The following is a 23,071-nucleotide window of genomic DNA, read 5'->3' on the forward strand; positions in this document are numbered from 1 at the left end:
AACTCCGTATGGCTCTCTGCCATGATCGATGCCATGGACGTCCGTATCGAACCCGCCGATGTCATCGACCTCCACCAGGTCCTGGAGGACCACGCACGCTACTGGGGAGAGCGTGACCTTCGCGCGCTGCATCTGACCGCGCTGGTGCAGGAGTTCGGGTCCACGTGTCTGGTCGCCCGGGCCGACGACGGCATCCGTGGGTACCTCTTCGGGTTCGTCACTCCCGATCACACCGGCTACGTGCACCTGATCGCGACCCGGGACGACGCACGCGGCACAGGTCTGGGGCGCGACCTGTACACGGCGTTCATCGAGGCCGCCGGACGGCAGGGTGCCGTCCGCCTCAAGGCCATCACCTCGGTCACCAACGAGGGTTCGGTCGCCTTCCATCGCACCCTCGGTTTCGACGCGAGTCTGGTCGAGGACTACGACGGGCCGGGCCGACCCCGCGTCGTCTTCACCCGCGAACTGCCGCCCGGCTAGCGCGGGCGCACAGGTCCAGCAGACGCCGTCCGCCCTCCTCGGCGAACCACTCCGCGTGGCCCACGTAATACTCGTACGCCAGCCGGGTGTTCTCCGCCGACCGCGTCACACCGTGGAAGTAGCCCAGCTCGGAGAGCGCGAACTCGGCGTGGACCAAGGGGAGTAGTGCGGGGAGTGCCTGAGACTCCGCTGGACTGAGCGGACGCATGGACCGGTAGCCGGACGGCGATCACCGCTCCGCGAGCGGGCGCGGGACCTGGCCGAGCGGCACCTGCCCGGATCGCGACACGCCGATCTGACCGGTGACTTCTCCGACCACGAGGCGCCGTACCGCTTCGCCGCGCCGTCCCCCGAGGCCCTCGCCGCCGTGCTGGCCCGGCTGGGTGTGGGGGAGGGAACCGAGGTCGTCACGTACGACAGCGGCGGCGGCATCTGGGCGGCCCGCCTGTGGTGGATGCTCCGGGCGATCGGCGTACCGGTGACGGTCCTGGACGGCGGTCTCGAAACGTGGGAGGCGGCCGGGCGTCCGCTCGCCTCCGGCGACGACACCGCGCCGGTCGGGGACGTTCGTCCCGTGACACCCGTCGTACGACCGGATCTGTGGTCTGTGGTCCGGGATCGAGGACGTGGCGGCAGTCAGCCGCGGCGAGCGGCCCGGCACCCTGGTCTGCGCGCTGCCGTCCGGCGGCTACGACGGCTCCGTGCCGACCCGCTACAGCCGCCGCGGACACATCCCCGGCAGCCGCAGCCTCCCGGGACGGGGACTTCTCGACGAGGCCGGACGCGTCCTGCCGACCGAGGAACTCACTGCCAGGATCGGAGCCGTCCTCGACACCGACGACTCACCGGTCGTCCTGTACTGCGGCGGCGGGATCTCGGCGGCGGGCGCCGCACTCGCGCTCACCCTGCTCGGCCGTACGGACGTCTCCGTCTACGACGGCTCACTGGAGGAGTGGTCCAAGGACCCTGCCCGGCCACTGGAGTTGGGGTCCTAGAACGGTTAGGCGGCCGAACATGGTGGCGTGGCCGAGGAAACGTCTCCCTCCCCCGAAGGTGACGTTTCCTCGGCCGCTTCCCCCGGCGCCGGACCGTGGTCCGTCCGTCCGCGTGCGGCTGTACTCATGCTGTTACCAGCACATCACCGCGGTGTCCCCCGACCCCCACGTGGAGTACAGGCGCACACGGACGAAGTAGCGGCGGCCCTTGACGAGCCTGACCTTGAGCGTTGCGTTGTGCGGGGTGCCCCCGTCGTCCTGGCCGGCGAGGAAGCGTGGTTCGCCGTCCCGTTCCTCGAAGACCACGACGACCGCGTCGCTGTCCCCGAAGGTGCCGAGGGCGTACTCGCGCGTCTGGGTCGGCTCGATCGCGAAGTCGGCCTGCTCGCCCGGCCCCAGTCGCAGCGGCGCCGAACGGAACGGCACCAGCTCGGCCGGCCGGGGAGGGCCGACGGGCGGGTACCAGCGGAGCACGAACTCCTTGTCCGAGGAGGAGAGTCCGCCGTGCGGGTGCAGACCCGTGCGGTACTCCTCCGGCTCCAGGACCAGGCCGGACGTGAACGGGTACTCCATGATCGACTGCGGGTCCCAGACGGAGCCGTTGACCTCGTCCGGGTCCAGCTTGCGCAGGATGTTGAACCGTGTGCGGTCCCGGCTCCAGAAGTTCGGAGGGCCCGCCAGCTCGGCGTACACGGCCTCGTCGTCCCAGTGGATCCCGGCGAACGGGCTCTGGTGCTCGTGCAGCATGCCCAGGGCGTGCCCGATCTCGTGCAGGGCCGTGCCGCGCTGTCCGGGCGCGGTCAGGTCCCAGCCGAAGTTCATCGTGCGGTCGCCCAGACCGACTGTGAGCGCGTCGCGCCCCACCGCCGACCAGGAGCCGTCACCGGCCTGGAACCCGATGCGCAGCTCCGCCTCCGAACGGTCGCTCACCTCGGCGAAGTCGACACCGATGCCGAGCCCCTGCCACTCACGGAAGCACTCGCGTACGACGTCCTGCTGCTCCTTGGCGCCGGCCCACGGCACCCGCTGCAGCTCGCCGGTCCCGGGCACCGGGATGACGGACGTGTCGGCGGCGGCGGAGTTGTCGACGTCGAAGAAGTAGTAGTGCAGGACCGTGCCGTTGACCCACATCCGGCTTCCGCCGACGAGCGCACCGCGCCGCTCCGCGGCCAGTCCCGGTCCGAACTCCGGGGCCGGCTGCTGCGTGAGGGAGCAGTAGCGAGCGGTCATGCGACCAGAGTGCCGGTGACGGTACCCGGGCGCCTGAGTCGAGGGCTACTCAAGTCACCCTGTATCAGGCGTGAGTAGCCCGACTCATATCTGCGTGATGACTTTCGAACAGGACGCGAAGACCCTTGAACTGCCCTGGCCGTTCACCGGCCGGGAGGACGAACTCGAACTGATCCGCAGGTCGTTGACGGCGGGACGGCACGGCATCGTGGTCACCGGCCCGGCCGGCCGCGGCAAGACCCGGCTCGTCACCGAGGCCGTCCGGGGCGGCGACTGCGCCCGGATCACCGGGACGCCCGAGACCCGCGCGCTGCCCTTCGCCGCGTTCGCCCACCTGCTGCCCGAGAGCGTCTCCCTGCACCGAGCGGTCCAACTCCTGTCCGGCACCCGGCTGTTGCTCATCGACGACGCCCACCTCCTCGACGACTCCTCGGCCGCCCTCGTCCACCAGCTCGCCGTCCACGGCCGGACCCGCCTGATCGTCGTGGTGGCCGACGGCGACCCGGTGCCCGGCGCGGTCTCCCGCCTGTGGACAGGCGAACTGCTGCCGCGCCTCGCGCTGGAGCCGCTGCCCCGCGAGGAGATCGCCCAGCTGCTCGCGGCGGGCGCCGGCGGCCCGCTGGAGCCCCTCACCGTGAAGCGCCTCCACCGCCTCTGCCAAGGCGATCTCCGTCTGCTGCGCGACCTGTTCGGCGCGGTGCGCGAGCGCGGGCTGCTGACTCGTGCCACGGACACCGACGAGTGGGCCTGGCGCGGCCCGGTGCCGGTCACCGCGACGGTCCGCGAACGCACCGCGCAGGTCCTCGCCCGGGCCGACCTCGACGAGCGCGAGAGCCTCGAACGCCTCGCCTTCGCCGAGCCGTTGGCGTCCGCCCTGGACGACTTCGACCTCGACATCCTCGAACGCCTGGAGGCCGAGGACCTGATCCGCGTCGACGACCGGGGCGCCGTCCGCCTCACCCACCCCCTGCACGGCCCCGCGCTGCGCGCCGCCGCCGGCCGGCTCCGCGCCCGCCGCCTGGCCCGCACCCCCGACCAGTGCGTCCCGGCCCTCGCGGCCGAACGGGCCGAACTCACCGACCGCATCGACCGCACCGACGTACGGCCGCTGCCGACCCCGGTGGGGGAGTGGCTGGTGGCCGAGGGCGCACAGGTACCGGCCGGGTACGCGGCCGTACGCGCCCGGTTCGCCAGGCTGCGCGGCGAACTGCGCGAGGCCGCGGCCTGGGCGCGGGAAGGACTGCGGGAGACCCCTGCGGATCGCGCCTGCGAGGCCGAACTCGCCCTGGCCGCCGCCCAGTCGGGCGATGTGCCGGACACCGACCAGACCCTCGCCCACCGCCCCGCGACCGGCTGGCTGGCGGCGGCCCGGGGCGATGTGGAGACGGCCCGCGAGACCGTGGCCGAGGCGGTGGCGCCGGACCGGCGCGGGGACGCCGCCGAGGACGGCAGGCCCGCCGCGTACGCCCTCTACGACGCCGTACGCCTCGGCGCTCCCGAACGCGTCGCCGGCCGGCTCGCCCGGCTGCCCGGCGACGGACCGGCCGTGCTCGCCCGGCACGCCGAGGCGCTGGTCGACGGCGACGGGCCCGCGCTGGACCGGGTCGCGGGGGAGCTGGAGCAGCGCGGGTTCCTGCTGTTCGCGGCCGAGGCGCACGCACAGGCCGTCCGGGCGCACCGCGATCCGCGCGCCGCCCGCATGTCCCGCACCCGAGCGGTCGCGCTGGCTCGACGCTGCCAGGGCGCCCGCACCCCGGCACTGTCCGGCCTGGTGCTCGGCGAACTCACCGCCCGCCAGCGCCAGATCGTCACCCTCGCCGCAGCGGGCCTCAGCAACCGCCAGATCGCCGAACGCCTCACCCTCTCGGTCCGCACCGTCGGCAACCACCTCTACAGCGCCTACGCCCGCCTCGGCGCGAGCGACCGCGGCGCGCTGCCGTGGTTGGTGGAGTTGCCGGCGGGGCAGTCGGCGTGACCGGTGGCCCGCCGCCGGTTCGGCCGGTGAGGGTGCTCCGAATGGGGTGAGCGTCCGGCTTGTGGGCTGGTGGATGGTGGTGCCCGGGGTGTGGTGCAGGGGGTCTGCCGGTTGGCGCGAGGGGGTGGGGGCGCTGCCGTGGTTGGTGGAGTTGCCGGCGGGGGAGTCGGCGTGACCGGTGGCCCGCCGTCGGTTCGGCCGGTGAGGCTGTTCCGAAGAGGGTGAGCGTCCGGCTTGTGGGCTGGTGGGCGGCGGTGCCCGGGGGTGGCCGCGGTGTGGCGCAGGGGCTTTGCCAGTCGGCGCGATCGGCCGGGGCGCAGTCGGCGTGACCCGGTGCGCCCCCGGGGCGGCCGGTCAGGCCGCTCCGAACGCCGTGAACGCCCAGCCCGTTGCCTGGTGCATCGCGTCGCCCGGCAGCGCGGCCCGGGCGTCGCGCAGGGCCTCCGCCAGGGACAGGCCCGCGCCGAGGCCCTTGTGGAGGGCGAGCATCAGCGGGACCACGGCGGCGTCGCTGACGGGGGCGCTGCTCGCCACCACTCCCGCCGTGCCCAGCGGGAGCAACGCCGTTACCAGGCCGAGGAGTTCGTCCGCGCCCACCGGGGCGAGGCGGGCCGTGTCGCAGCTGGAGAGGATGATCCGGTACGGGCTGCGGGCGAGGCGTTCGAAGTCGTGGACGATGAGCGGGCCGTCGGCCATGCGAAGGGCCGAGAACAGGGGGCTGTCCGCGCGGAACGTGCCGTGCGCGGCGATATGGGCCAACGTCGCGCCGTCCAACTCGGCCAGCACCCGGGGGACTTCGGCGTCGTCGTGCTCCAGGACCGTGGGCCTGCCGTAATGGTCGGCCAGGGCCGGGACCTCGGCGCCGTCGGTCGCGAGGCCGGGCCCGCGCACCAGAACGTGCCGTCCGCCGGGCGGTGGCCCGGTGTCCAGCGCGCGCAGCCAACTACCCGCCGACGGCGACACACTGAGCACCCGCTCGCGCAGCGAGGGCAGCAACGCCCAGGGAACGCGGTGGAGTCGGCCCGGCGGGACCACCACCACCGGCCCGGAGCCAAGGTGTTGGGCCGCCTCGCCCAGGAGGAGTTCCTCCAGCCGTCGGCCCGCCGCCTCCACGACCGGGAGCCTGGCCTCCGCCCCGGGGTGCGCCAGTCGCCGCAGCCCCGCCTGCACGTGTTCCGCCTCGGCCATCGCCTCGGCAAGCAGCCCCGCCTCGAACCGCCGGACCCGCCCCTGGCCGCAGAGCAGGGCGTGCACCCGCCCGTCGACCACGGCGAGTTCCACCAGCCGTCCCTCACCGAGCCGCGCCAGCAGCCGAGTCGGGTCGAAGCGTTCGCCCTCGCCGGGGGCGTCGCCGCGCATGTGGAGGGTGCGGGAGCGGATCTCCCCTTCCAGGCGCCGCTGTTCGCGCTCCAGGGCCTGTACCGGGTGGCCCTCCATGCGGGCCTCCTCCGCGCGGGCGGCGATCTCACGGAACGCCGTCAGACCGCTGAGCAGGACGGGGTCGGCGGGCGGCCGGGCGGGCGGGGTGGACAGCGCGGTCGCCCGCCAGCGCTCGCTCCACGCCAACAGCCGTCGCGGGCCACCGGAGTCGAGGCTCGCCCGCTGTGCGAGGGCCGCCAGCTCAGCGCCCTGGGCGGTCGCCCGGGCCCGCAACTCCGAGGCGCCCAGGGTCGTACGGTGGTCGTCCAGGACGTCGAGTCCGCGTCGGCAGGCTTCCAGGACCCCGCGTCCCGAACCGGCGGCCTCGGCGCGCAGTGCCTGCGCCGCCCAGCCGGTCATCCGGGCCAGCGGCGGTCCGGCGCGTCTGCTGCGGGCGGCGACCGCCAAGTGCCGTTCCGCGTCCGCCGTCCAGCCCAGCGCCAGCGCGATCCGGCCCGCGAGCAGCGCGGCCTCCGGCGCGGACGGGGAGCCGAACGCGGCCAGCCGACCGGCCACCGCGGCGGCGTCCGCGACCAGCCGGCCCGAGGCCCGACCGGCCGCCAACCTCGCCTCGATCAGCACCAGTTGGGCATGCGTCTGCCACCAGGTGCGGCGCTGCGCGGCGAACAGCCGTACCGCGACGGCCGCGCGCGCGATGGCCGTGGCCGGATCGTCCGCGAGCCGCGCCGCCCGGGCGGCCACGAGCAGCAGCTCCGCCTTGCGGGTGGACTGCCCGCCGATGCCGTCCAGCAGCCCGACCGCCGTGTCCGCCTGGGCCAGTGCCTCGGCGGCCAGGCCCGCGCTCAGCAGCACCTCGCAGCGGCGGATGGTGAGCATGAAGGTGGGGGTGGTGAGTTTGGCGTACATCTCCTCTGCCTCGTCGAGGAGTTGGAGCGCCACCGGGATGTCGCCCGACCGGAACGCGGCCAGACCCCGGCTCTCCACCGCGTCGGCCTTGTCGTGCTCCTGGCCGGTGGTCTCCCACAGCCGCTCGGCCGCGGTGAAGTCGGCGTCGGCCCGGTCCACCGCGCCGAGCGCGAGATGCACGGTCGCGCGCAGGGTCAGTGCCCGCGCCGTCCAGATCACGTCCTCCGTCTGCCGCAGCACGGGTATCGCCCGCCGTACGTCGTCCAGCGCCTCCTTGTGCCGGCCCAGCACCCACCAGACGTAGGCCCGGCGGAACAGGACGCGCGCCCGGGTCTGTCCGCCACCGCGAGCGATGCCCCGCTCGAAGGCCGCCAGGCCCTGCCGGGTGCGGCCCGCGTGCACCAGCGCCACCCCGAGCGTGCCGAGGACGTCCGCCTCCCGCTCCGCCGACTCCGCGCGCGCCGCCAGGTCGCGGGCGCGCCGCAGGTGCTTGAGGGCGAGTCGGAGATCGCCGAAGTCCCGCTGCCAGATACCGATCACATGGTGGGCCACGGAGGCCTGGAACGGCGTCGGATCGCCGTCGAGGACCTCCCGCGCACCGGCCAGCGCCTCGCTCGGAGCCGCGAACACCATCGGCAGCAGTTCGAGAACCGGGTCGCCATCCGCTGTCACTCCTCGGATGGTAGTGGCCCCCGGTGCACACCACACGCGTTTGGCGCTGTATCAAGTAACGGCCCGCGGGCTCTGACTGACGACCGCCGCCGCAGTGGAGGGACACGCCATGGCACCACAGCGATTCCACGAGCAGTTCGACCAGATCCAGCGCTCGATGCCCGACATCCCCCTCGCGATGGGGCCCGACGACTCCGCCGAGTTCTTCTACGAGAAGGGCGTCGTGCTCGCCCGCGACGGCGAGGAGGCCCGCCTCGTCGAGGACACCGTACGCACCCACTTCACCGCGGCCACCGGCCTCACCGCCGACTCCGTCCGCCGGGCCGGACCCGAGACCAACCGGTCCGGGATCACCCGCATCCAGGTCGGCGACCCCGGCCACGGCGACCGGCGCGGCGACCGCGCGGTTGCCAACGCGCTGCGCGCCCTGCGCGAACCGGAGGGCCGCGCGGGCCGCCGGCTCGTCAGCCGCAACCATGTCGTGTCGATCGCCGTGAACGCCTGTCCCGGCGACGAACCCGTGCCCGCTCCGCTCACCCAGGGCGCCAACCCCGCACCCGTGGAAGCCGGTTACGACGCGGACACCGCCGTCGACGTCCTCGTCATCGACACCGGGCTCATGCACGACTACCGGTCCTACCCGCTGCTCGCCCACGTCCAGGGCGACCCGCAGATCAGGGAGACCGACGCGGCGGGAGTGCTCCAACAGTACGTAGGACACGGCACGTTCATCGCCGGGCTCGTCGCGGCCGTCTCGCCCAACACCGAGGTGACCGTCCGCAACACCCTCAACGACGCGGGCGCCATCCTCGAATCCGACTTCGGCGAGGCGCTGTTCGCCGCCGTCGACCAGAACGGCTGGCCCGACGTCATCAGCCTCTCCGCCGGCACCAGCAACGGCCGCACCGACGGACTCCTCGGCGTCGAGGGCTTCATGCAGGCGCTGCGCGCCCAGCGCACCCTGCTCGTCGCCGCGGCCGGCAACAACGCCAGCGCCACCCCCTTCTGGCCCGCCGCCTACGCCGACCTGCCCGACTACCAGGACGTCGTCCTCTCGGTCGGCGCCCTGCGCGGCGACGGCGAGTACGGCGCCTGCTTCAGCAACCACGGCGCCTGGGTCAAGGCCTACGCCCCCGGCGAGCGGCTCGTCGGCCCCCTCACCGGCTTCGACGCACCCACGCCGTACACCTACCAGCACAGCACCTACGACGCCTGCCGGTTCGGCTTCACCTACTCCTGCACCTGTCAGTACCCCAGCCACACCGGGGTGTTGAGCCAGCAGGGCGACAACTCGACCGGAAAGCCCGACCAGGTGATGTTCGAGGGGTTCGCGCACTGGAGCGGGACCTCGTTCGCCACCCCCGTCGCCGCAGGGCTGGTCGCCGCCTACATGACCGCGAACAAGGAGAGCGACGCACGCGCCGCCCGTACCCAACTCCTCGCTGCCAACACCGAGTACGCCGAAGTACGCGGGGCGCATGTACCGGCGCTGCGCCCGCCCACCTGGCGCCCGGTCCCCGTCGTGCCGCTCTCCGCTCCGGCATGAGGGCCGGAACCATCCCCTCCACGGCGTACGATGACATGCCGTACACGAGGGGTGGCACCGTGGACCGTGCAGAAGTCGGCGCGCTCGTCCGGTCGGCAGTCGACGGCGACGCGGCGGCCTGGAAGGCGCTCGTGGAGGGGCTCAGCCCACTGGTCTGGTCAGTGGTGCGCGCCCATCGGCTCTCCGACGCCGACGCCGGCGAGGTGTACCAGACCGTGTGGTTCCGCTTCGCCCAGCACCTGGGCCGGATCCGGGACCCCGACAAGGCGGGCTCCTGGCTGGCGAGCACCGCGCGCAACGAGTGCCTGAAGGTGATCAAGGGACTGCGGCGGCTCATGCCCACGGACGATCCCCAACTCCTCGACCGCGTCAGCGAGGAGCGCACCCCCGAGCAGTCGGTCCTCGACTCGGAGGAGGCGGCCACCGAGGCCGAGCGCATCCGCAGGCTGTGGCAGGAGTTCGCCGGACTGGGCGAACGGTGCAGGCAGTTGCTGCGGGTCCTGATGGCCTCGCCGCCACCCAGCTATCAGGAGGTGTCCGCCGGTCTGGGCATCGCCGTGGGCAGCATCGGACCCATGCGCCAGCGCTGTCTGCGCCGGCTGCGAGCCCGACTGGACGCCGGGGAGGCGCTGTGAACGGCATGTACGGCGACGGTCCCGGCGCGTTCGACGCCTTCGGCCAGGACCCCCTCGACGACGAGGAGTTCGACGACCAGCAGGGCGAACAGGGCGGCGACGGCTCGGAGTTCGACGACGCCCTCCTGGAGGAGGAGCTGCGCCAGGCGGCCGCCATCCTGGATCCGGTCCCCGCCGAACTGCGCCAAGTCGCCATGGATGCCTACGCGTTGTACGACATGGACGCCCGGCTCGCGGAGCTGACCTTCGACTCCCTGGTGGACGCCATCCCGGTCAGGGGAGCCCTGGACGTACCCCGCATGCTGACCTTCACGGCGGGCGAACTCAGCGTCGACGTGGAAGTCACGAGCGAGGGCCTGATGGGCCAGGTGATGCCGCCCCAGTCGGCCGGCATCGAGGTCCTGAACGGCCCGCAGGCCCTGCGCCCCACCACGCTCACGGCCGACTCGATGGGCCGTTTCACCAGCGACGTGACCCCGGCCGGCCCGTTCGCGCTACGGCTGCGGACCGGCGGGGAGGTGGTCGTCACGGAGTGGCTGCGGGCGTGACCGACGGTGCGCGAGGAAGGAGAGCGGGACACCCCTTCCTCGCGCATCAGGGCCCAGCGCCCTACCAGGTCACCGGCAGCGTCTGCGGTCCCCGGATCATCGTCTTCCGGCGCCAGACGATCTCCTCGGCGGGGACGGCCAGTTGGAGCCCGGGCAGCCGGTCCAGCAGGGTGTCGACGAGGAGTTCGGTCTGTAGCCGGGCCAGCACGGCGCCGGTGCAGTAGTGCGGGCCGTTGCCCAGGGCCAGATGCGGGTTGGGATCGCGGTCGACGTCGATGCGGTCCGGGTCCGGGAAGACGGCCGGGTCGCGGTTGGCGGCGAGGTAGGAGACGTAGACCGGGTCCCCCGCGCTGATCCGGTGGCCGTGCAGCTCGACGTCCTCCAGGGCGATCCGGGCCAGCCCGACGGAGGAGCGGTGCGGGATGTACCGCAGGAGTTCGTCCAACGCGGCCTCCCTGCACTCCGGTTGACCCCGCAGGCGCTCCAGCAGCTCGGGGCGGGTGAGCATCAGGTACAGCATCTGGCCGCAGTTGTGGGTGACCGCCTCCCCGCCGATCTGCAACGGGCCCGCGAGGCCCACCGCCTCCGGCTCGCTGATGTCGCCCCGGGCCACGGCGGTGCCCAGCAGTGAGTACACATCGGTGCCGTCGCTGTCGGCGCGGGCACGGATGGTGTCGGTGATCCACGCGTACATGCCGTTCTTGGCGCGGTCGGCGGCCTCGGCACCACCGGACGTGGAGATGATCTGCCGGGTCCAGGAGTGCACCTGCTCCCGGTCCTCCTCGGGCACGCCCATGACCTCGCTGACCACAGCGAGCGGGAAGGGCTCCAGGACCCGCTCGATCAGATCCGCCGGCGGCCCGTCCGCCACGACCCCGTCGACCAGCGAGTCCAGCAGCGCCTGCGCCCGGGGCCGCAGCCGTTTCATCGCGCCGACCGTGAATGCGCCCGCGACCGGCTTGCGCAGCCGGTTGTGGTCCGGCTGGTCGGCGAACGCCAGCGACCCCGGACGCGGCTTGAAGTGCGGGGCCATGCGCGTCACTTGACGGGTCGTCACCTCCGCGCGGCCGAATCGCGGATCATTGGTGATCATCTTCACGTCGTCGTAGCGGGTGGCCAGCCACGCCCAGCCCTCACCGTGCGGCAGCCGGATCCGGTTCAGCGGGCCCTCGCGCATCAGCTCCGCGAGGACCGGGTCGAAGTCGGTCCCCGTCAGCTCGATCGGGGGCCAGTCGCGCACGGGCGGCTGCGGGGCCTGGCTGGTCAGCGTGGTGGTCTCCTCGGTCATGCGTCCACCCTCGTACGCCCCCGCCCGCCTGTCTTGCGGGAGTGCTCCAGCCGGAGGTCAGCCCGACACGGAGGCCACGAGCGCCGCCAGCGCGGAAGCGAGCCGGGCGACCGAGAGACCGTCGGGCTGGCCCCCGGGCTCCGTCATGTACGTGTCCCGGCGCAGCTCCACCATCAGCGCTCCTACGGCCGGCTCCTTGCCGTAGAACTCCAGCGGTACGTAGGTCCCGATGAAGGGGCTGTTGACGCCGATCCCCCCGCACCCCGCGAAGGCCTCGCGCGCCGCCGCCAGCAGGGTGGGCGGGGTGTGGAAGGCGTCCGTGCCCAGGCAGACGGGCGGCCGGGGGCCGGTGCCGTGGAGCTCGTAGGGGAGCGGGGCGGTCGGATAGGAGTGCAGGTCGACGACGACGGCCCGGCCGGTCGCGGCCAGCCGGTCGGCGACGGCCTCCGCCATGGCCCGGGCGTACGGGCGGAAGTAGCGGTCGATCAACGGCTCGGGGTCGTGCTCTGCGGGCCGTAGCTCGGCGCGGTGCGTGGTGCGGGTGTAGACCGCGCCCATGCCCACGGCGAGCATCTCCTCCCGCTCGTCCGGGAACCGCTCCGGATCGACGACCAGCCGCGACAGCCGGTTCACGAACCGCCACGGGCGGAACGCACACGCGCGCGCCGCCTCCTCGGCGATCCGGGCCGTGTGGCTGTCCGTGATGTGGTCCAGCTCGCGCGCCAGTGCCTGGTCGTCCAGCACGATGTCCGCGCGGACCTCGTCCGGTATCTCCCGCGCGGAATGCGGCACATGAAGGATCACGGGCGAGTCGGCGGCGCCGGGCAGCAGCTCGAAGGACGGCGCGGAGGAAGACGCCGAGGACGGCGCGGAGAGGGACACGGGCGGCTCCCGGAGGCGTTGTCAGTGGCGTGGTGCAGGATCAAGGTATCGGCAGCGACGATCACGAACCGGGGGAGCACCGCCATGCCCGTCAGCAACCAGCAGATCACCGAGCACGCGTTCCTGCGCGCGCTGTACCGGGACGACTACTACCCCGACCCCGTGGTGGACCTCGGCAAGGCGATCCTGCTGCGCCTGTGCGAGCGCATCGAGACCGAGCGGCCCGCCGACCTGCGCGCGCTGTACGTGCTGACCGAGGTCGCCACCGAGGAGTTCAACGCGCTGCAGGACGACTTCGAGGCGGCCGGCAGTGAGATCGAGACCGTGGCGCGCGAGGAGATAGCCGAGGACTTCTGGTTCGTGGCCAAGGCGTACGGCTTCGCGGACGCGGACGTGGAGGAGCTGATCGCCGTACGGGACTGGTGACCGGTGGGCTGTCGCGCTGTCGCGTGGGAACGCAGCCGCCCCGGCCGGGACGAACCCGGCCGGGGCGGAGTGGCACGGAGAGCTTGCGTCAGCTCAGGGAGGCCAGCGCCTCGTTCCACGTCGTCGACGGGCGCATCACCTTCGCGGCCTTGGCCGGGTCGGGCTGGTAGTAGCCGCCGATGTCCGCCGGGTGGCCCTGGACCGCGAGGAGTTCCTCGATGATCGTCTGCTCGGCGCCCGCGAGCGTCTCGGCGAGGGAGGCGAAGGCCTTCGCGAGGTCCGCGTCCTCGGTCTGCGCGGCCAGCTCCTGCGCCCAGTACAGGGAAAGGAAGAAGTGGCTGCCGCGGTTGTCGATGCCGCCGACGCGACGGGTCGGCGACTTGTCCTCGTTGAGGAAGGTCGCCGTCGCCCGGTCGAGGGTGTCGGCGAGGACCTTGGCGCGGGTGTTTCCGGTGAACGTCGCGTACTGCTCCAGGGAGGGGACCAGCGCGAAGAACTCACCGAGCGAGTCCCAGCGCAGGTAGTCCTCCTTGACCAGCTGCTGCACGTGCTTCGGCGCGGAGCCGCCGGCGCCCGTCTCGAAGAGGCCGCCGCCCGCCATCAGCGGGACGACCGACAGCATCTTGGCGCTGGTGCCCAGCTCCAGGATGGGGAAGAGGTCGGTCAGGTAGTCGCGCAGCACGTTGCCGGTCACCGAGATGGTGTCCTCGCCGCGGCGGATGCGCTCCACCGACAGCTTGGTGGCCTCGACCGGGGCGAGGACACGGATGTCCAGACCCTCGGTGTCGTGCTCCGGCAGGTACGCCTCGACCTTCCTGATCAGCTGGGCGTCGTGCGCGCGGGTCTCGTCCAGCCAGAACACCGCCGGGCTGCCGGTGGCACGCGCACGCGTGACGGCCAGCTTCACCCAGTCCTTGATCGGAGCGTCCTTGGTCTGGCAGGCGCGGAAGATGTCGCCCTCGGCGACCGGCTGCTCCAGGACGACATTGCCGGCCTGGTCGACGAGGCGGACCGTACCCGCGGCCTGGACCTCGAAGGTCTTGTCGTGGGAGCCGTACTCCTCGGCCTTCTGCGCCATCAGACCGACGTTGGGCACCGAGCCCATGGTCGACGGGTCGTAGGCGCCGTGGGCGCGGCAGTCGTCGAGGACGGCCTGGTAGACGCCGGAGTAGGAGGAGTCCGGGAGCACCGCGAGGGTGTCGGCCTCCGCGCCGTCCGGGCCCCACATGTGGCCGGAGGTGCGGATCATGGCCGGCATCGAGGCGTCGACGATGACGTCGGACGGCACGTGCAGGTTGGTGATGCCCTTGTCGGAGTCGACCATCGCGAGCGCGGGGCCCTCGGCGATCTCCGCGTCGAAGGAGGCCTTGATCGCGTCGCCCTCGGGCAGCGCGGCGAGGCCCTTGAGGATGCCGCCGAGACCGTCGTTCGGGGAGAGACCGGCGGCGGCGAGCGTGGCGCCGTACTGCTCGAAGGTCTTCGGGAAGAAGGCGCGGACCACGTGGCCGAAGATGATCGGGTCGGAGACCTTCATCATCGTGGCCTTGAGGTGCACCGAGAAGAGGATGTCCTCGGCCTTGGCGCGGGCGATCTGCGCGGTGAGGAACTCGCGCAGCTCGGCGACGTGCAGCACGGAGGCGTCGACGACCTCGTCCTTCTGGACGGGTACGGACTCGCGCAGCACGGTGGTGGTGCCGTCCTCGGCGACCAGCTCGATGCGCAGCGCACCGGCCTCGGCGATCGTCGCGGACTTCTCGGTGGAGCGGAAGTCGTTCTCGCCCATGGTCGCGACATTGGTCTTGGAGTCGGCCGACCAGGCGCCCATGCGATGCGGGTGGGTCTTCGCGTAGTTCTTGACCGAGGCGGGGGCGCGCCGGTCGGAGTTGCCCTCGCGCAGGACCGGGTTCACCGCGGAGCCCTTGACCTTGTCGTAGCGGGACTGGATGTCCCGCTCCTCGTCGGTCTTCGGGTCGTCCGGGTAGTTCGGCAGCGCGTAGCCCTGCTCCTGGAGCTCGGCCACGGCGGCCTTGAGCTGCGGGATGGACGCCGAGATGTTCGGCAGCTTGATGATGTTGGCCTCGGGCGTCTTCGCCAGTTCGCCCAGCTCGTGCAGGGCGTCCGGGATGCGCTGGTCCTCGGTCAGGTACTCCGGGAACACGGCGATGATGCGCCCGGCCAGCGAGATGTCCCGCGTGGTCACGGCGACACCCGCCTGCGAGGCGTACGCCTGGACCACCGGCAGGAAGGAATACGTCGCCAGGGCCGGGGCCTCGTCAGTGTGCGTATAGATGATGGTCGAGTCAGTCACCGGTGCTCCGCTCCACGTCTGCAACATTGCTCGACATCAAGATATCTCGTGATGCGGTCCCACTCGACAGCGGTCCGTCCGCACTGCGCGAACACCAGTCCGTCGATCAAGGGCAACCGTTCGCCCGACCTCGTGGTCAGTAACGGGTGGATCACCTTCACCGACCGACGGCCGGAGCTGACCACCCGGCCGCCCGAGCGAAAGCGGACCATGAGAAATCGCACCAGAGTGACGGCCCCGCTGGCCGCCCTGATAGGTACGGCCACGGCACTGACCACGGGTTCCCCGGCCTTCGCGGCCGGACGGGGGAACGACGACGGGACGACCGGAGGGGGCAACGCGGACACGGCGACCGGACGGGGGAAGGGCGCGGAGGGCGGCGAGACCCTCGGCGACCCGGTGTACCCGGGCCTCGGCAACGACGGCTACCGCGTCCACTCCTACGACCTCGACCTCGCCTACGACGCGACGACCAAGCTCGTCGCCGGCACAGTCACGATAGAACTGCGCACCACCGAGGCCCTGACCCGCTTCTCCCTCGACGCCCTCGGCCTCGACATCCACGAGGTCCGCGTCCAGGGCCGCAGCGCCGACTTCGAGCAGGCGGGCGAGAAGCTGCGGATCACGCCCGCCCGGACGCTGCCGGCGAAGGCCCGGGTCACCGTCTGCGTGGAGTACTCCGCCGACCCGAGCCGCGCCGCCGCACCTACCGGCGGCTGGGTCCTCACCCCCGACGGTTTCGCGGTGTGCGGCCAGCCGAACCTGGCTCACACCGTCTTCCCCTGCAACGACCACCCCAGCGACAAGGCCGACTTCACGTTCCGCGTCACCGTCCCGGACGGGCTGCGCGGGGTCGCGAACGGTCAACTGGTGTGCACCGAGCGGCTGGACGGTGACCGGACCGCGTTCAGCTACCGCTCGCGCTCGCCGATGGCGACCGAGCTGGTGCAGATCACGGTCGGCGACTACGTCGTCAAGGAGCGCCGCGGCCCGCACGGCCTGCCGCTGCGGGACATCGTGCCGACCGCCCGCGCCGCCGCCCTGGAACCGGCGCTCGCGCTGACCCCGGGCCTGGTGGACTGGCTGGAGCAGCGGCTGGGGGCGTTCCCGTTCGAGACGTACGGACTGCTGCCCTGCAACTCCGACAGCCCGACCGCCTTCGATTTCACGGGACTCGAGACCCAGACCCTCACCCTGTACAAGCCGAACTTCCTGCTCCAGGTGGAGAGCAAGATCGGCTCGCACATGATGCACGAGCTGGTCCACTCCTGGTTCGGCAACAGCGTCAGCCCCGCCACCTGGGCCGACCTGTGGCTCAACGAGGGCCACGCCGACTTCTACGGACTGCTCTACCGCTACGAGCGCGGCTGGCCCGACTCGCTCGGCCTCACCACGATGGAGGCCCGCATGAAGGACACCTACGCGCGCGGCGACCAGTGGCGCCACGACTCCGGGCCGGTCGCGGCCCCCAACGCGGTCAACCTCTTCGACAACCAGCGCTACCTGGGCGGTGTCCTGGTCCTGTACGCCCTGCGGGAGTTCATCGGCGAGGACACCTTCCACGCCGTGGAGCGCACCTTCCTCGCCCGCTACCGCGACTCCTCGGCGACGACGGAGGACTACATCGCCGTCGCGTCGAGGGTCTCTGGCCAGGACCTGTCCGGTTTCCTTCGGGACTGGCTCTACGGTACGACGACGCCGCGCATGCCCGGTCATCCGGACTGGACGGTGACGCCGGTGAAGCCGTCGCTCGCCGCCCCGCGGCACTACCGCGACAACTCGGCGACGCTCTGAGGGAGTTGACCGGTCGGGGTCGGCCCGGCCGCACTTGACCCGTCAGTCGAGCCGGGCGGAGGACACTTCGCCCGGCTCGTCCTCCCGGACCCGCTGCTGCGGTATGGCGATGGACCCCTGCTGGAGCGCCACGGTCCGCGTCGGCGCCGGGATACGGATGCCTTCCTCCCGATACCGCTTGTGCAGGCGCTTGATGAACTCGTGCTTGATGCGGAACTGGTCGCTGAACTCGCCCACGCCCAGGATCACCGTGAAGCCGATCCGCGAGTCGCCGAACGTGTGGAAGCGGATGGCCGGTTCGTGCTCCGGGATCGCTCCGGTGATGTCGGTCATGACCTCGGCGATGACCTCCATGGTCACCTCCTCGACGTGCTCCAGGTCGCTGTCGTACCCGACGCCCACCTGGACCAGGATCGTCAACTGCTGCTCGGGACGCATGAAGTTGGTCATGTTCGTCTTGGCGAGCTGGCCGTTCGGTATGACGACCAGGTTGTTGGAGAGCGCCCTGACCGTCGTCTGACGCCAGTTGATGTCCTCGACGTAGCCCTCCTCGCCGCTGCTCAGCCGGATGTAGTCGCCGGGCTGCACGGTCTTCGAGGCGAGGATGTGGATCCCGGCGAACAGGTTCGCGAGGGTGTCCTGGAGCGCGAGCGCGACGGCGAGACCACCGACGCCCAGGGCGGTGAGCATGGGCGCTATCGAGATGCCCAGCGTCTGGAGCATCACCAGGAAGCCGATGGCCAGGACCAGTATCCGGGTGATGTTGACGAAGATCGTGGCCGAACCGGCGACACCGGAACGGGAGTTGGTGACCGCCCGGACCAGGCCGGCGATCACGCGGGCCGCCGACACCGTCACGGCGAGGATCACCAGCACCCGGAGCGTCTGGTTGACCTGGTGCTGAACCGTGTGCGTCAACGGCAGCACCGCCCCCGCGACCGCCGCGCCCCCGGCGATCGCCGACCACGGCACCACGGTCCGCAGCGCGTCGACGATCACGTCGTCGCCGCTCCAGCGGGTGCGATCGGCGTGCTTGCCGAGCCAGCGCAGCAGCACGCGCAGCAGGAACGCCGCCAACAGGCCCGAGGCCAGAGCGATTCCGGCCAGCATGAAGTCGTCCAGGGTCGGCGTGCGGTTCATCGGTCACCTCGAATTGCGGGCATTGCCGGTAGTGCGGTCGCGCCGGCCGGGACGGACCCGCACACCGACGCGACCGCTCATCCTGCCGTATCCGTGCCGTGGGTCCGTACCCCCGCATCCCCCGCTGCTGCCCGGTTGTTCCCAACTCCTCAGATATATCTACGAGTTGACTGAAGATCAGAAATGCTTGACGCGGTGTGCGGGACGGCGGCAGGCTGGCGGGCGTTGATCTACGGGAGGGGTGGTATGACGGGTCCGGTACTCGCCGTCGACCAGGGAACATCCGGTACGAAGGCCCTGGTGATCTGTCCCGAACGCGGCGTGATCGGCACCGGGTTCGTCTCGGTGGGGAACCGCCGGCCGGCGGACGGCCTGATCGAGGCCGACCCCGAGGAACTGTACGAGTCGGTGATCGTCGCCGGGCGCCGCGCGCTCGCCGAGGCCGACGAACCCGTGACGGCGCTTGGCCTCGCCAACCAGGGCGAGACCGTGCTCGCCTGGGACCCCGACACCGGTATGCCGCTGACCGACGCGCTCGTGCGGCAGGACCGGCGTGCGGAGAGCGTCTGTGCCGGACTCGCCGAGCACGCCGACGAGTTACGCGTACTGACCGGGCTGCCGCTCGACCCGTACTTCGCCGCCCCCAAGATGGCCTGGATCCGTCGGCACCTCACCCGCGAGGGCATGGTCACCACCAGCGACTCCTGGCTGGTGCACCGCCTCACCGGCACCCATGTCACCGACGCCGCGACGGCCGGCCGTACCCAGCTCCTGGACCTGGACAAGGCCGTCTGGTCGCCGCGCGCCCTCGACCTCTACGGACTCCTGGACGAACGCCTCCCGGGCGTCGTCGACTGCGCCCGACCCATCGGTACGACCACCGCGTTCGGCGCGGAGATCCCCCTCACCGGACTCGTCGTGGACCAGCAGGCGGCCCTGTTCGCCCAGCGCATCACCGCACCCGGCAGCGCCAAGTGCACTTACGGCACAGGGGCGTTCCTGCTCGCGCACACCGGCGGTGCACCCCGGCGCGGAGACTCGGGCCTGGCGAGCTGCGTGGCCTGGCGGCTGGACGGGCGGACGAGTTACTGCCTCGACGGGCAGGTGTACACGGCCGCGTCCGCCGTACGCTGGCTCACCGACCTCGGCGTCATCGCCGGCCCCGCCGACCTCGACCGCGTCGGCGGCACCGTCCCCGACAACGGCGGCGTCACCTTCGTCCCCGCCCTCGCCGGACTCGCCGCCCCCTGGTGGCGCGGCGACCTGCGCGGCTCCCTCACCGGACTCGGCCTCGACACCACGGCCGGACACCTGGTGCACGCCCTGTGCGAGGGCATCGCCGCACAGGTCGTCGAACTCGCCGCGGCCGCCACCACCGACCTCGGCACCCCTCTAGACGTGCTGCGCGTCGACGGCGGCCTCGCCCGCTCCGCCCTGCTCATGCAGACCCAGGCCGACCTGCTGCAATGCCCCGTCGAGGTGTCTGTGCTGCCCGACGCGACCGCCCTCGGCGTGGGCGCGCTGGCCCGACTCGGCGCCGAACCCGGACTGTCCCTCGCCGACGCGCTGCCCGACGCGAAACCCTCCGCCGTCTACGAACCCCGCATCGGCCCCGACCACGCGGCCGAACGCCTCGCCGCCTTCCGGTCCGAGGTCACCGCCCTGCTCGACCGGACCCCCGCATGACCGTCACGGCCAACGACCCCCTGCCGCCCCGGAGTTCCCACAGCAGCAGACCCGACTCGCCGCAGGAGGAGCCCAGTTCGGTGATTCCGTGCTCGCCAGGCAAGTAAAAAGAATAAACGAGGGAGTTGAGGCAAGCGCGAATCAGCCCTGGCCGACGATTCGACCAGGGCTGATGCTTCTTTACAGGGATGTCGGATCGGAGTCGTGAATCAGATGACTCGCAGCCGGACCAGCGCGCCGAGCGTCAACGCGCCCGGAATGATGGGGATCCAGACGGTGATGATCCGGTACGCCAGCACCACCGCCGTGGCCACCGCGACCGGACCGCCCGCCGCGACCAGCGCCACGATCAGCGCGGCCTCCACCGAGCCGATCCCGCCCGGCGTGGGCACCAGTGCGACGGCGACCGTCGCCGCGAGATAGGCGAGCGCCATCTGCGCGGGCGGCACCGGCAGATTCAACGCCTGCCCCACGGCGACCAGTCCGGCCGCCTGAAGCGCGGGGAACGCCAGCGAACCGCCCCACAGCGCCAGCGCCCGGGCCGGCCGGGTGTGCACCGAACGGGCCTCGCTCAGCGCGGTGCGCAGGAACGACAGGACGGCGGTACGCAGCCGCCGTACCAGAACGAGCACCACGACCGCCGCGCACAGCACGGCGCCGAGGATCAGCAGCAGCGGGCCAACCGCCCCCGCGGGAAGGAGAGTTCCCAGGCGCAGGGCGTCAGGGAAGGCGATCAGCAGACCGGTCAGCAGGGTCAGCCGGGCTATCGACTCCGCGAGCAGGAACAGGGCCAGCGCGGCCGACGAACGGGCCAGCGGCAGCCCGCACACCGTCAGGAACCGCAGGTTCACCGCGCCCGCGCCAAGTCCCGTGGGCAGCAGGTGATTCGCGGCGCCCGCCGCGAACTGTGTGGCCAACAGCCGTCGCGCGGGAAGCCGTTCGACGACGGCGCCCTGCCGGGTGACCGCGGCGGCGACCCACGTCAGACAGGTGGCACCGGCCGCCGCCACCAGCCAGGGCCACTCCGCCGACCGCAGCTGGCCGAAGCCCGCGACGAGGACGGACCGGTGCTGGACGGCGACGACGGCGACCAGGAGCAATGGGAGCAGGCACAGGATCTGCCGGACGCGGATGTGTCTCACATCACTGGAGGTTCTCCGCGCCACGACAACTGCGGGTTGCGGCAGCACGGACAGTTCCTTACGCGAGGCCTTACACGTGTCCTCGCGCGGGGATCCGGCGGATACGTTGACCTCAACGCCGCTTGAGGTCCTACGGTCTCTCCCATGAGCATGGAGAGCACGGCCTGGACCCAACTGCACAGCGTCATGACCGCGGAACAGGAGCGCCGCCCGCTGGCCCGCGCCACGCTCCGCCGCATCGCCGCGTTCGCGCGACCGCACCGCCGCCCGATCGCCCGCTTCGTCCTGCTCGGGGTGCTGACCGCCCTGCTCGCCGTCGCGACCCCCGTACTGGCCGGACATGTCGTCGACGCGATCGTGTCGGGTGGCGACGACGGCACCGTCGTACGCCTCGCCCTGCTCATCGCCCTGATCGCGGTCGCGGAGGCGGCGCTCGGCATTCTCGGCCGACGCCTTTCCTCGGCGCTCGGGGAGGGACTCATCCTCGATCTGCGGACAGCCGTCTTCGATCATGTGCAGCGCATGCCGGTCGCGTTCTTCACACGTACCCGTACGGGAGCGCTCGTCTCCCGACTCAACAACGACGTCATCGGCGCCCAGCGGGCGTTCAGCAACACGCTCTCCGGAGTGGTGTCCAACGTGGTGACACTGCTGCTCACGCTGGCCGTCATGCTCACCCTGTCCTGGCAGATCACCCTGCTCGCGCTCGTCCTGCTCCCGGTGTTCGTCATCCCGGCCCGCCGGATGGGCAGCCGCATGGCCCGCATGCAGCGCGAGGCGGCGACCCTGAACGCGGCGATGAGCACCCGTATGACCGAACGCTTCTCCGCCCCCGGCGCCACCCTCGTCAAACTCTTCGGCCGCCCCGAGGAGGAATCCGTGGAGTTCGCCGAGCGCGCGAGCCGCGTCCGCGACATCGGCGTCCGCACGGCCACCGCCCAGTCGGTGTTCATCACCTCACTGACCCTGGTCTCCGCCCTGGCCCTCGCCCTCGTCTACGGCCTCGGCGGCTGGTTCGCCCTGCACGGCACCCTGGAGCCGGGCGCCGTCGTCTCCCTGGCCCTGCTCCTGACCCGCCTCTACGCCCCGCTCACCGCGCTCGCCGGAGCCCGCGTCGAGGTGATGAGCGCCCTGGTCAGCTTCGAGCGCGTCTTCGAGGTGCTCGACCTGAAACCGCTGATCGAGGACAAACCCGACGCCCGCGAGGTCCCCGAGGGCCCGGTCGCGGTCGAGTTCGACGAGGTCCGCTTCGCCTACCCCTCCGCCGACAAGGTCTCCCTCGCCTCACTCGAAGAGGTCGCCTCCCTCGACACCCGCGGCGGCGCCGAGGTCCTGCACGGCGTCTCCTTCCGCGCCGAACCCGGCCAGACCGTCGCCCTCGTCGGCTCCTCCGGCGCCGGCAAGTCGACCATCGCCCAACTCCTGCCCCGGCTCTACGACGTCGACGAAGGCGCCGTCCGCATCGGCGGCACCGACGTCCGCGACCTCACCGCCGCCTCCCTGCGGGCCACCCTCGGCATGGTCACCCAGGACGGCCACCTCTTCCACGACTCCGTCCGCGCCAACCTGCTGCTGGCCAGGCCCGCCGCCACCGAGGACGAGTTGTGGGACGCGCTGCGCCGCTCCCGCCTCGACGATCTCGTACGGTCCCTGCCCGACGGCCTGGACACGGTCGTCGGCGAACGCGGCTACCGTCTCTCCGGAGGCGAGCGCCAACGCCTCACCATCGCCCGCCTGTTGCTGGCCCGCCAGCGCGTCGTCATCCTCGACGAGGCCACCGCCCACCTGGACAACACCTCGGAGGCCGCCGTGCAGGAGGCCCTGACGGAGGCACTCCAGGACCGTACGGCCGTGGTGATCGCCCACCGGCTGTCCACGGTGCGCTCCGCCGACCAGATCCTGGTCGTCGAGGCGGGGCGCATCGTGGAACGCGGCACGCACGACGAACTCCTCGCCGCCGACGGGCGGTACGCCGAGCTGTACCGCACGCAGTTCGCGAAGCAGGCGGTACCGGACGCGGTCGCATAGGGGGCGC

At 72.0% G+C, this 23,071-nt stretch carries 18 protein-coding genes and 1 pseudogene; 11 read left to right on the top strand and 8 right to left on the bottom strand.

All coding sequences use genetic code 11. From position 1 onward, the window contains the following. Window positions 1-33: 33 nt before the first annotated feature. The gene (locus ACQHII_RS41640; RefSeq protein ID WP_427925522.1) at window positions 34-483 is read left to right on the top strand and encodes an N-acetyltransferase family protein; all 450 of its coding nucleotides are present in this window, start codon (window positions 34-36) and stop codon (window positions 481-483) included. Here ACQHII_RS41640 and ACQHII_RS41645 read toward each other — a convergent pair. Beyond that, window positions 458-640: a hypothetical protein gene (locus ACQHII_RS41645; protein WP_427924102.1), complete on the bottom strand. Its 183-nt coding sequence runs from the start codon at window positions 638-640 to the stop codon at window positions 458-460. The two genes, ACQHII_RS41640 and ACQHII_RS41645, sit on opposite strands and share 26 nt — an antisense overlap. A gap of 138 nt (window positions 641-778) precedes the next feature. Between ACQHII_RS41645 and ACQHII_RS41650 the strand changes: the two are divergent. Continuing rightward, window positions 779-940, top strand: a pseudogene (locus tag ACQHII_RS41650) (sulfurtransferase); the annotation flags it as partial. A 169-nt stretch (window positions 941-1,109) separates the two neighbouring features. Then, window positions 1,110-1,478 carry a sulfurtransferase gene (locus ACQHII_RS41655; RefSeq protein ID WP_427924103.1) on the top strand — a complete coding sequence of 123 codons (369 nt, stop codon included), beginning with the start codon at window positions 1,110-1,112 and terminating at the stop codon, window positions 1,476-1,478. A 132-nt stretch (window positions 1,479-1,610) separates the two neighbouring features. On the opposite strand, the gene ACQHII_RS41660 is transcribed toward ACQHII_RS41655, so the two are convergent. Further along, window positions 1,611-2,708 (bottom strand): M12 family metallopeptidase, encoded by a 1,098-nt coding sequence (locus tag ACQHII_RS41660; RefSeq protein ID WP_427924104.1) that lies wholly within the window; start codon window positions 2,706-2,708, stop codon window positions 1,611-1,613. A 97-nt stretch (window positions 2,709-2,805) separates the two neighbouring features. On the opposite strand from ACQHII_RS41660, the gene ACQHII_RS41665 reads away from it, so the two are divergent. Continuing rightward, entirely contained in the window at window positions 2,806-4,683 is a 1,878-nt protein-coding gene (locus ACQHII_RS41665) for a LuxR C-terminal-related transcriptional regulator (protein ID WP_427924105.1), read from the top strand. Window positions 4,684-5,037: 354 nt separating this feature from the next. Here the strand turns inward: ACQHII_RS41665 and ACQHII_RS41670 are convergent, their stop codons facing one another. Then, window positions 5,038-7,641 (bottom strand): CHAT domain-containing protein, encoded by a 2,604-nt coding sequence (locus ACQHII_RS41670; protein WP_427924106.1) that lies wholly within the window; start codon window positions 7,639-7,641, stop codon window positions 5,038-5,040. Window positions 7,642-7,750: 109 nt separating this feature from the next. Here ACQHII_RS41670 and ACQHII_RS41675 point away from each other — a divergent pair, with 109 nt between their 5' ends. The 3 genes from ACQHII_RS41675 to ACQHII_RS41685 are packed head-to-tail and all read left to right on the top strand — an operon-like array spanning window position 7,751 to window position 10,370. Further along, window positions 7,751-9,187: a S8/S53 family peptidase gene (locus ACQHII_RS41675; protein WP_427924107.1), complete on the top strand. Its 1,437-nt coding sequence runs from the start codon at window positions 7,751-7,753 to the stop codon at window positions 9,185-9,187. Then, window positions 9,184-9,822 (top strand): RNA polymerase sigma factor, encoded by a 639-nt coding sequence (locus tag ACQHII_RS41680; protein ID WP_427924108.1) that lies wholly within the window; start codon window positions 9,184-9,186, stop codon window positions 9,820-9,822. Before ACQHII_RS41675 ends, ACQHII_RS41680 begins: the two co-directional genes overlap by 4 nt. A 5-nt stretch (window positions 9,823-9,827) precedes the next feature. Then, the gene (locus tag ACQHII_RS41685; protein ID WP_427925523.1) at window positions 9,828-10,370 is read left to right on the top strand and encodes a hypothetical protein; all 543 of its coding nucleotides are present in this window, start codon (window positions 9,828-9,830) and stop codon (window positions 10,368-10,370) included. A 61-nt stretch (window positions 10,371-10,431) separates the two neighbouring features. On the opposite strand, the gene ACQHII_RS41690 is transcribed toward ACQHII_RS41685, so the two are convergent. Together ACQHII_RS41690 and ACQHII_RS41695 are read right to left on the bottom strand one after the other, a co-directional pair. Further along, entirely contained in the window at window positions 10,432-11,658 is a 1,227-nt protein-coding gene (locus ACQHII_RS41690; protein ID WP_427924109.1) for a cytochrome P450, read from the bottom strand. A gap of 57 nt (window positions 11,659-11,715) precedes the next feature. Beyond that, on the bottom strand, window positions 11,716-12,540 hold the full coding sequence (locus ACQHII_RS41695; RefSeq protein WP_427924110.1) for an N-formylglutamate amidohydrolase: 825 nt from the start codon (window positions 12,538-12,540) through the stop codon (window positions 11,716-11,718). Between the two features lie 84 nt (window positions 12,541-12,624). On the opposite strand from ACQHII_RS41695, the gene ACQHII_RS41700 reads away from it, so the two are divergent. Beyond that, on the top strand, window positions 12,625-12,966 hold the full coding sequence (locus ACQHII_RS41700; RefSeq protein WP_427924111.1) for a DUF5713 family protein: 342 nt from the start codon (window positions 12,625-12,627) through the stop codon (window positions 12,964-12,966). Window positions 12,967-13,054: 88 nt separating this feature from the next. Here the strand turns inward: ACQHII_RS41700 and ACQHII_RS41705 are convergent, their stop codons facing one another. Further along, window positions 13,055-15,274, bottom strand: coding sequence for an NADP-dependent isocitrate dehydrogenase (locus ACQHII_RS41705; RefSeq protein WP_427924112.1), 2,220 nt, complete (start codon window positions 15,272-15,274; stop codon window positions 13,055-13,057). Window positions 15,275-15,484: 210 nt separating this feature from the next. Between ACQHII_RS41705 and ACQHII_RS41710 the strand changes: the two genes are divergently transcribed. Then, entirely contained in the window at window positions 15,485-17,068 is a 1,584-nt protein-coding gene (locus ACQHII_RS41710) for a M1 family metallopeptidase (RefSeq protein ID WP_427924113.1), read from the top strand. 42 nt (window positions 17,069-17,110) lie between these two features. Here ACQHII_RS41710 and ACQHII_RS41715 read toward each other — a convergent pair whose 3' ends face one another. Beyond that, window positions 17,111-18,208, bottom strand: coding sequence for a mechanosensitive ion channel family protein (locus ACQHII_RS41715; RefSeq protein ID WP_427924114.1), 1,098 nt, complete (start codon window positions 18,206-18,208; stop codon window positions 17,111-17,113). A 246-nt stretch (window positions 18,209-18,454) separates the two neighbouring features. Here ACQHII_RS41715 and ACQHII_RS41720 point away from each other — a divergent pair, with 246 nt between their 5' ends. Then, the gene (locus ACQHII_RS41720) at window positions 18,455-19,894 is read left to right on the top strand and encodes an FGGY family carbohydrate kinase (protein ID WP_427924115.1); all 1,440 of its coding nucleotides are present in this window, start codon (window positions 18,455-18,457) and stop codon (window positions 19,892-19,894) included. Between the two features lie 209 nt (window positions 19,895-20,103). Here the strand turns inward: ACQHII_RS41720 and ACQHII_RS41725 are convergent, their stop codons facing one another. Continuing rightward, window positions 20,104-21,036: a lysylphosphatidylglycerol synthase transmembrane domain-containing protein gene (locus ACQHII_RS41725; RefSeq protein WP_427924116.1), complete on the bottom strand. Its 933-nt coding sequence runs from the start codon at window positions 21,034-21,036 to the stop codon at window positions 20,104-20,106. A 150-nt stretch (window positions 21,037-21,186) separates the two neighbouring features. Between ACQHII_RS41725 and ACQHII_RS41730 the strand changes: the two genes are divergently transcribed. Continuing rightward, window positions 21,187-23,064: an ABC transporter ATP-binding protein gene (locus tag ACQHII_RS41730; RefSeq protein ID WP_427925524.1), complete on the top strand. Its 1,878-nt coding sequence runs from the start codon at window positions 21,187-21,189 to the stop codon at window positions 23,062-23,064. Window positions 23,065-23,071 lie beyond the last annotated feature (7 nt).

It is taken from the genome of Streptomyces sp. cg40 (assembly GCF_050320165.1).
Lineage (GTDB): Bacteria > Actinomycetota > Actinomycetes > Streptomycetales > Streptomycetaceae > Streptomyces > Streptomyces hokutonensis.

Bases quoted from the DNA above. Each gene is read 5' to 3' on its own strand.
- ACQHII_RS41640 (WP_427925522.1), top strand. From the start codon at position 34: ATGGACGTCCGTATCGAACCCGCCGATGTCATCGACCTCCACCAGGTC.
- ACQHII_RS41660 (WP_427924104.1), bottom strand. From the start codon at position 2,708: ATGACCGCTCGCTACTGCTCCCTCACGCAGCAGCCGGCCCCGGAGTTC.
- ACQHII_RS41665 (WP_427924105.1), top strand. From the start codon at position 2,806: ATGACTTTCGAACAGGACGCGAAGACCCTTGAACTGCCCTGGCCGTTC.
- ACQHII_RS41675 (WP_427924107.1), top strand. From the start codon at position 7,751: ATGGCACCACAGCGATTCCACGAGCAGTTCGACCAGATCCAGCGCTCG.
- ACQHII_RS41680 (WP_427924108.1), top strand. From the start codon at position 9,184: ATGAGGGCCGGAACCATCCCCTCCACGGCGTACGATGACATGCCGTAC.
- ACQHII_RS41685 (WP_427925523.1), top strand. From the start codon at position 9,828: ATGTACGGCGACGGTCCCGGCGCGTTCGACGCCTTCGGCCAGGACCCC.
- ACQHII_RS41690 (WP_427924109.1), bottom strand. From the start codon at position 11,658: ATGACCGAGGAGACCACCACGCTGACCAGCCAGGCCCCGCAGCCGCCC.
- ACQHII_RS41700 (WP_427924111.1), top strand. From the start codon at position 12,625: ATGCCCGTCAGCAACCAGCAGATCACCGAGCACGCGTTCCTGCGCGCG.
- ACQHII_RS41710 (WP_427924113.1), top strand. From the start codon at position 15,485: ATGAGAAATCGCACCAGAGTGACGGCCCCGCTGGCCGCCCTGATAGGT.
- ACQHII_RS41715 (WP_427924114.1), bottom strand. From the start codon at position 18,208: ATGAACCGCACGCCGACCCTGGACGACTTCATGCTGGCCGGAATCGCT.
- ACQHII_RS41720 (WP_427924115.1), top strand. From the start codon at position 18,455: ATGACGGGTCCGGTACTCGCCGTCGACCAGGGAACATCCGGTACGAAG.
- ACQHII_RS41730 (WP_427925524.1), top strand. From the start codon at position 21,187: ATGGAGAGCACGGCCTGGACCCAACTGCACAGCGTCATGACCGCGGAA.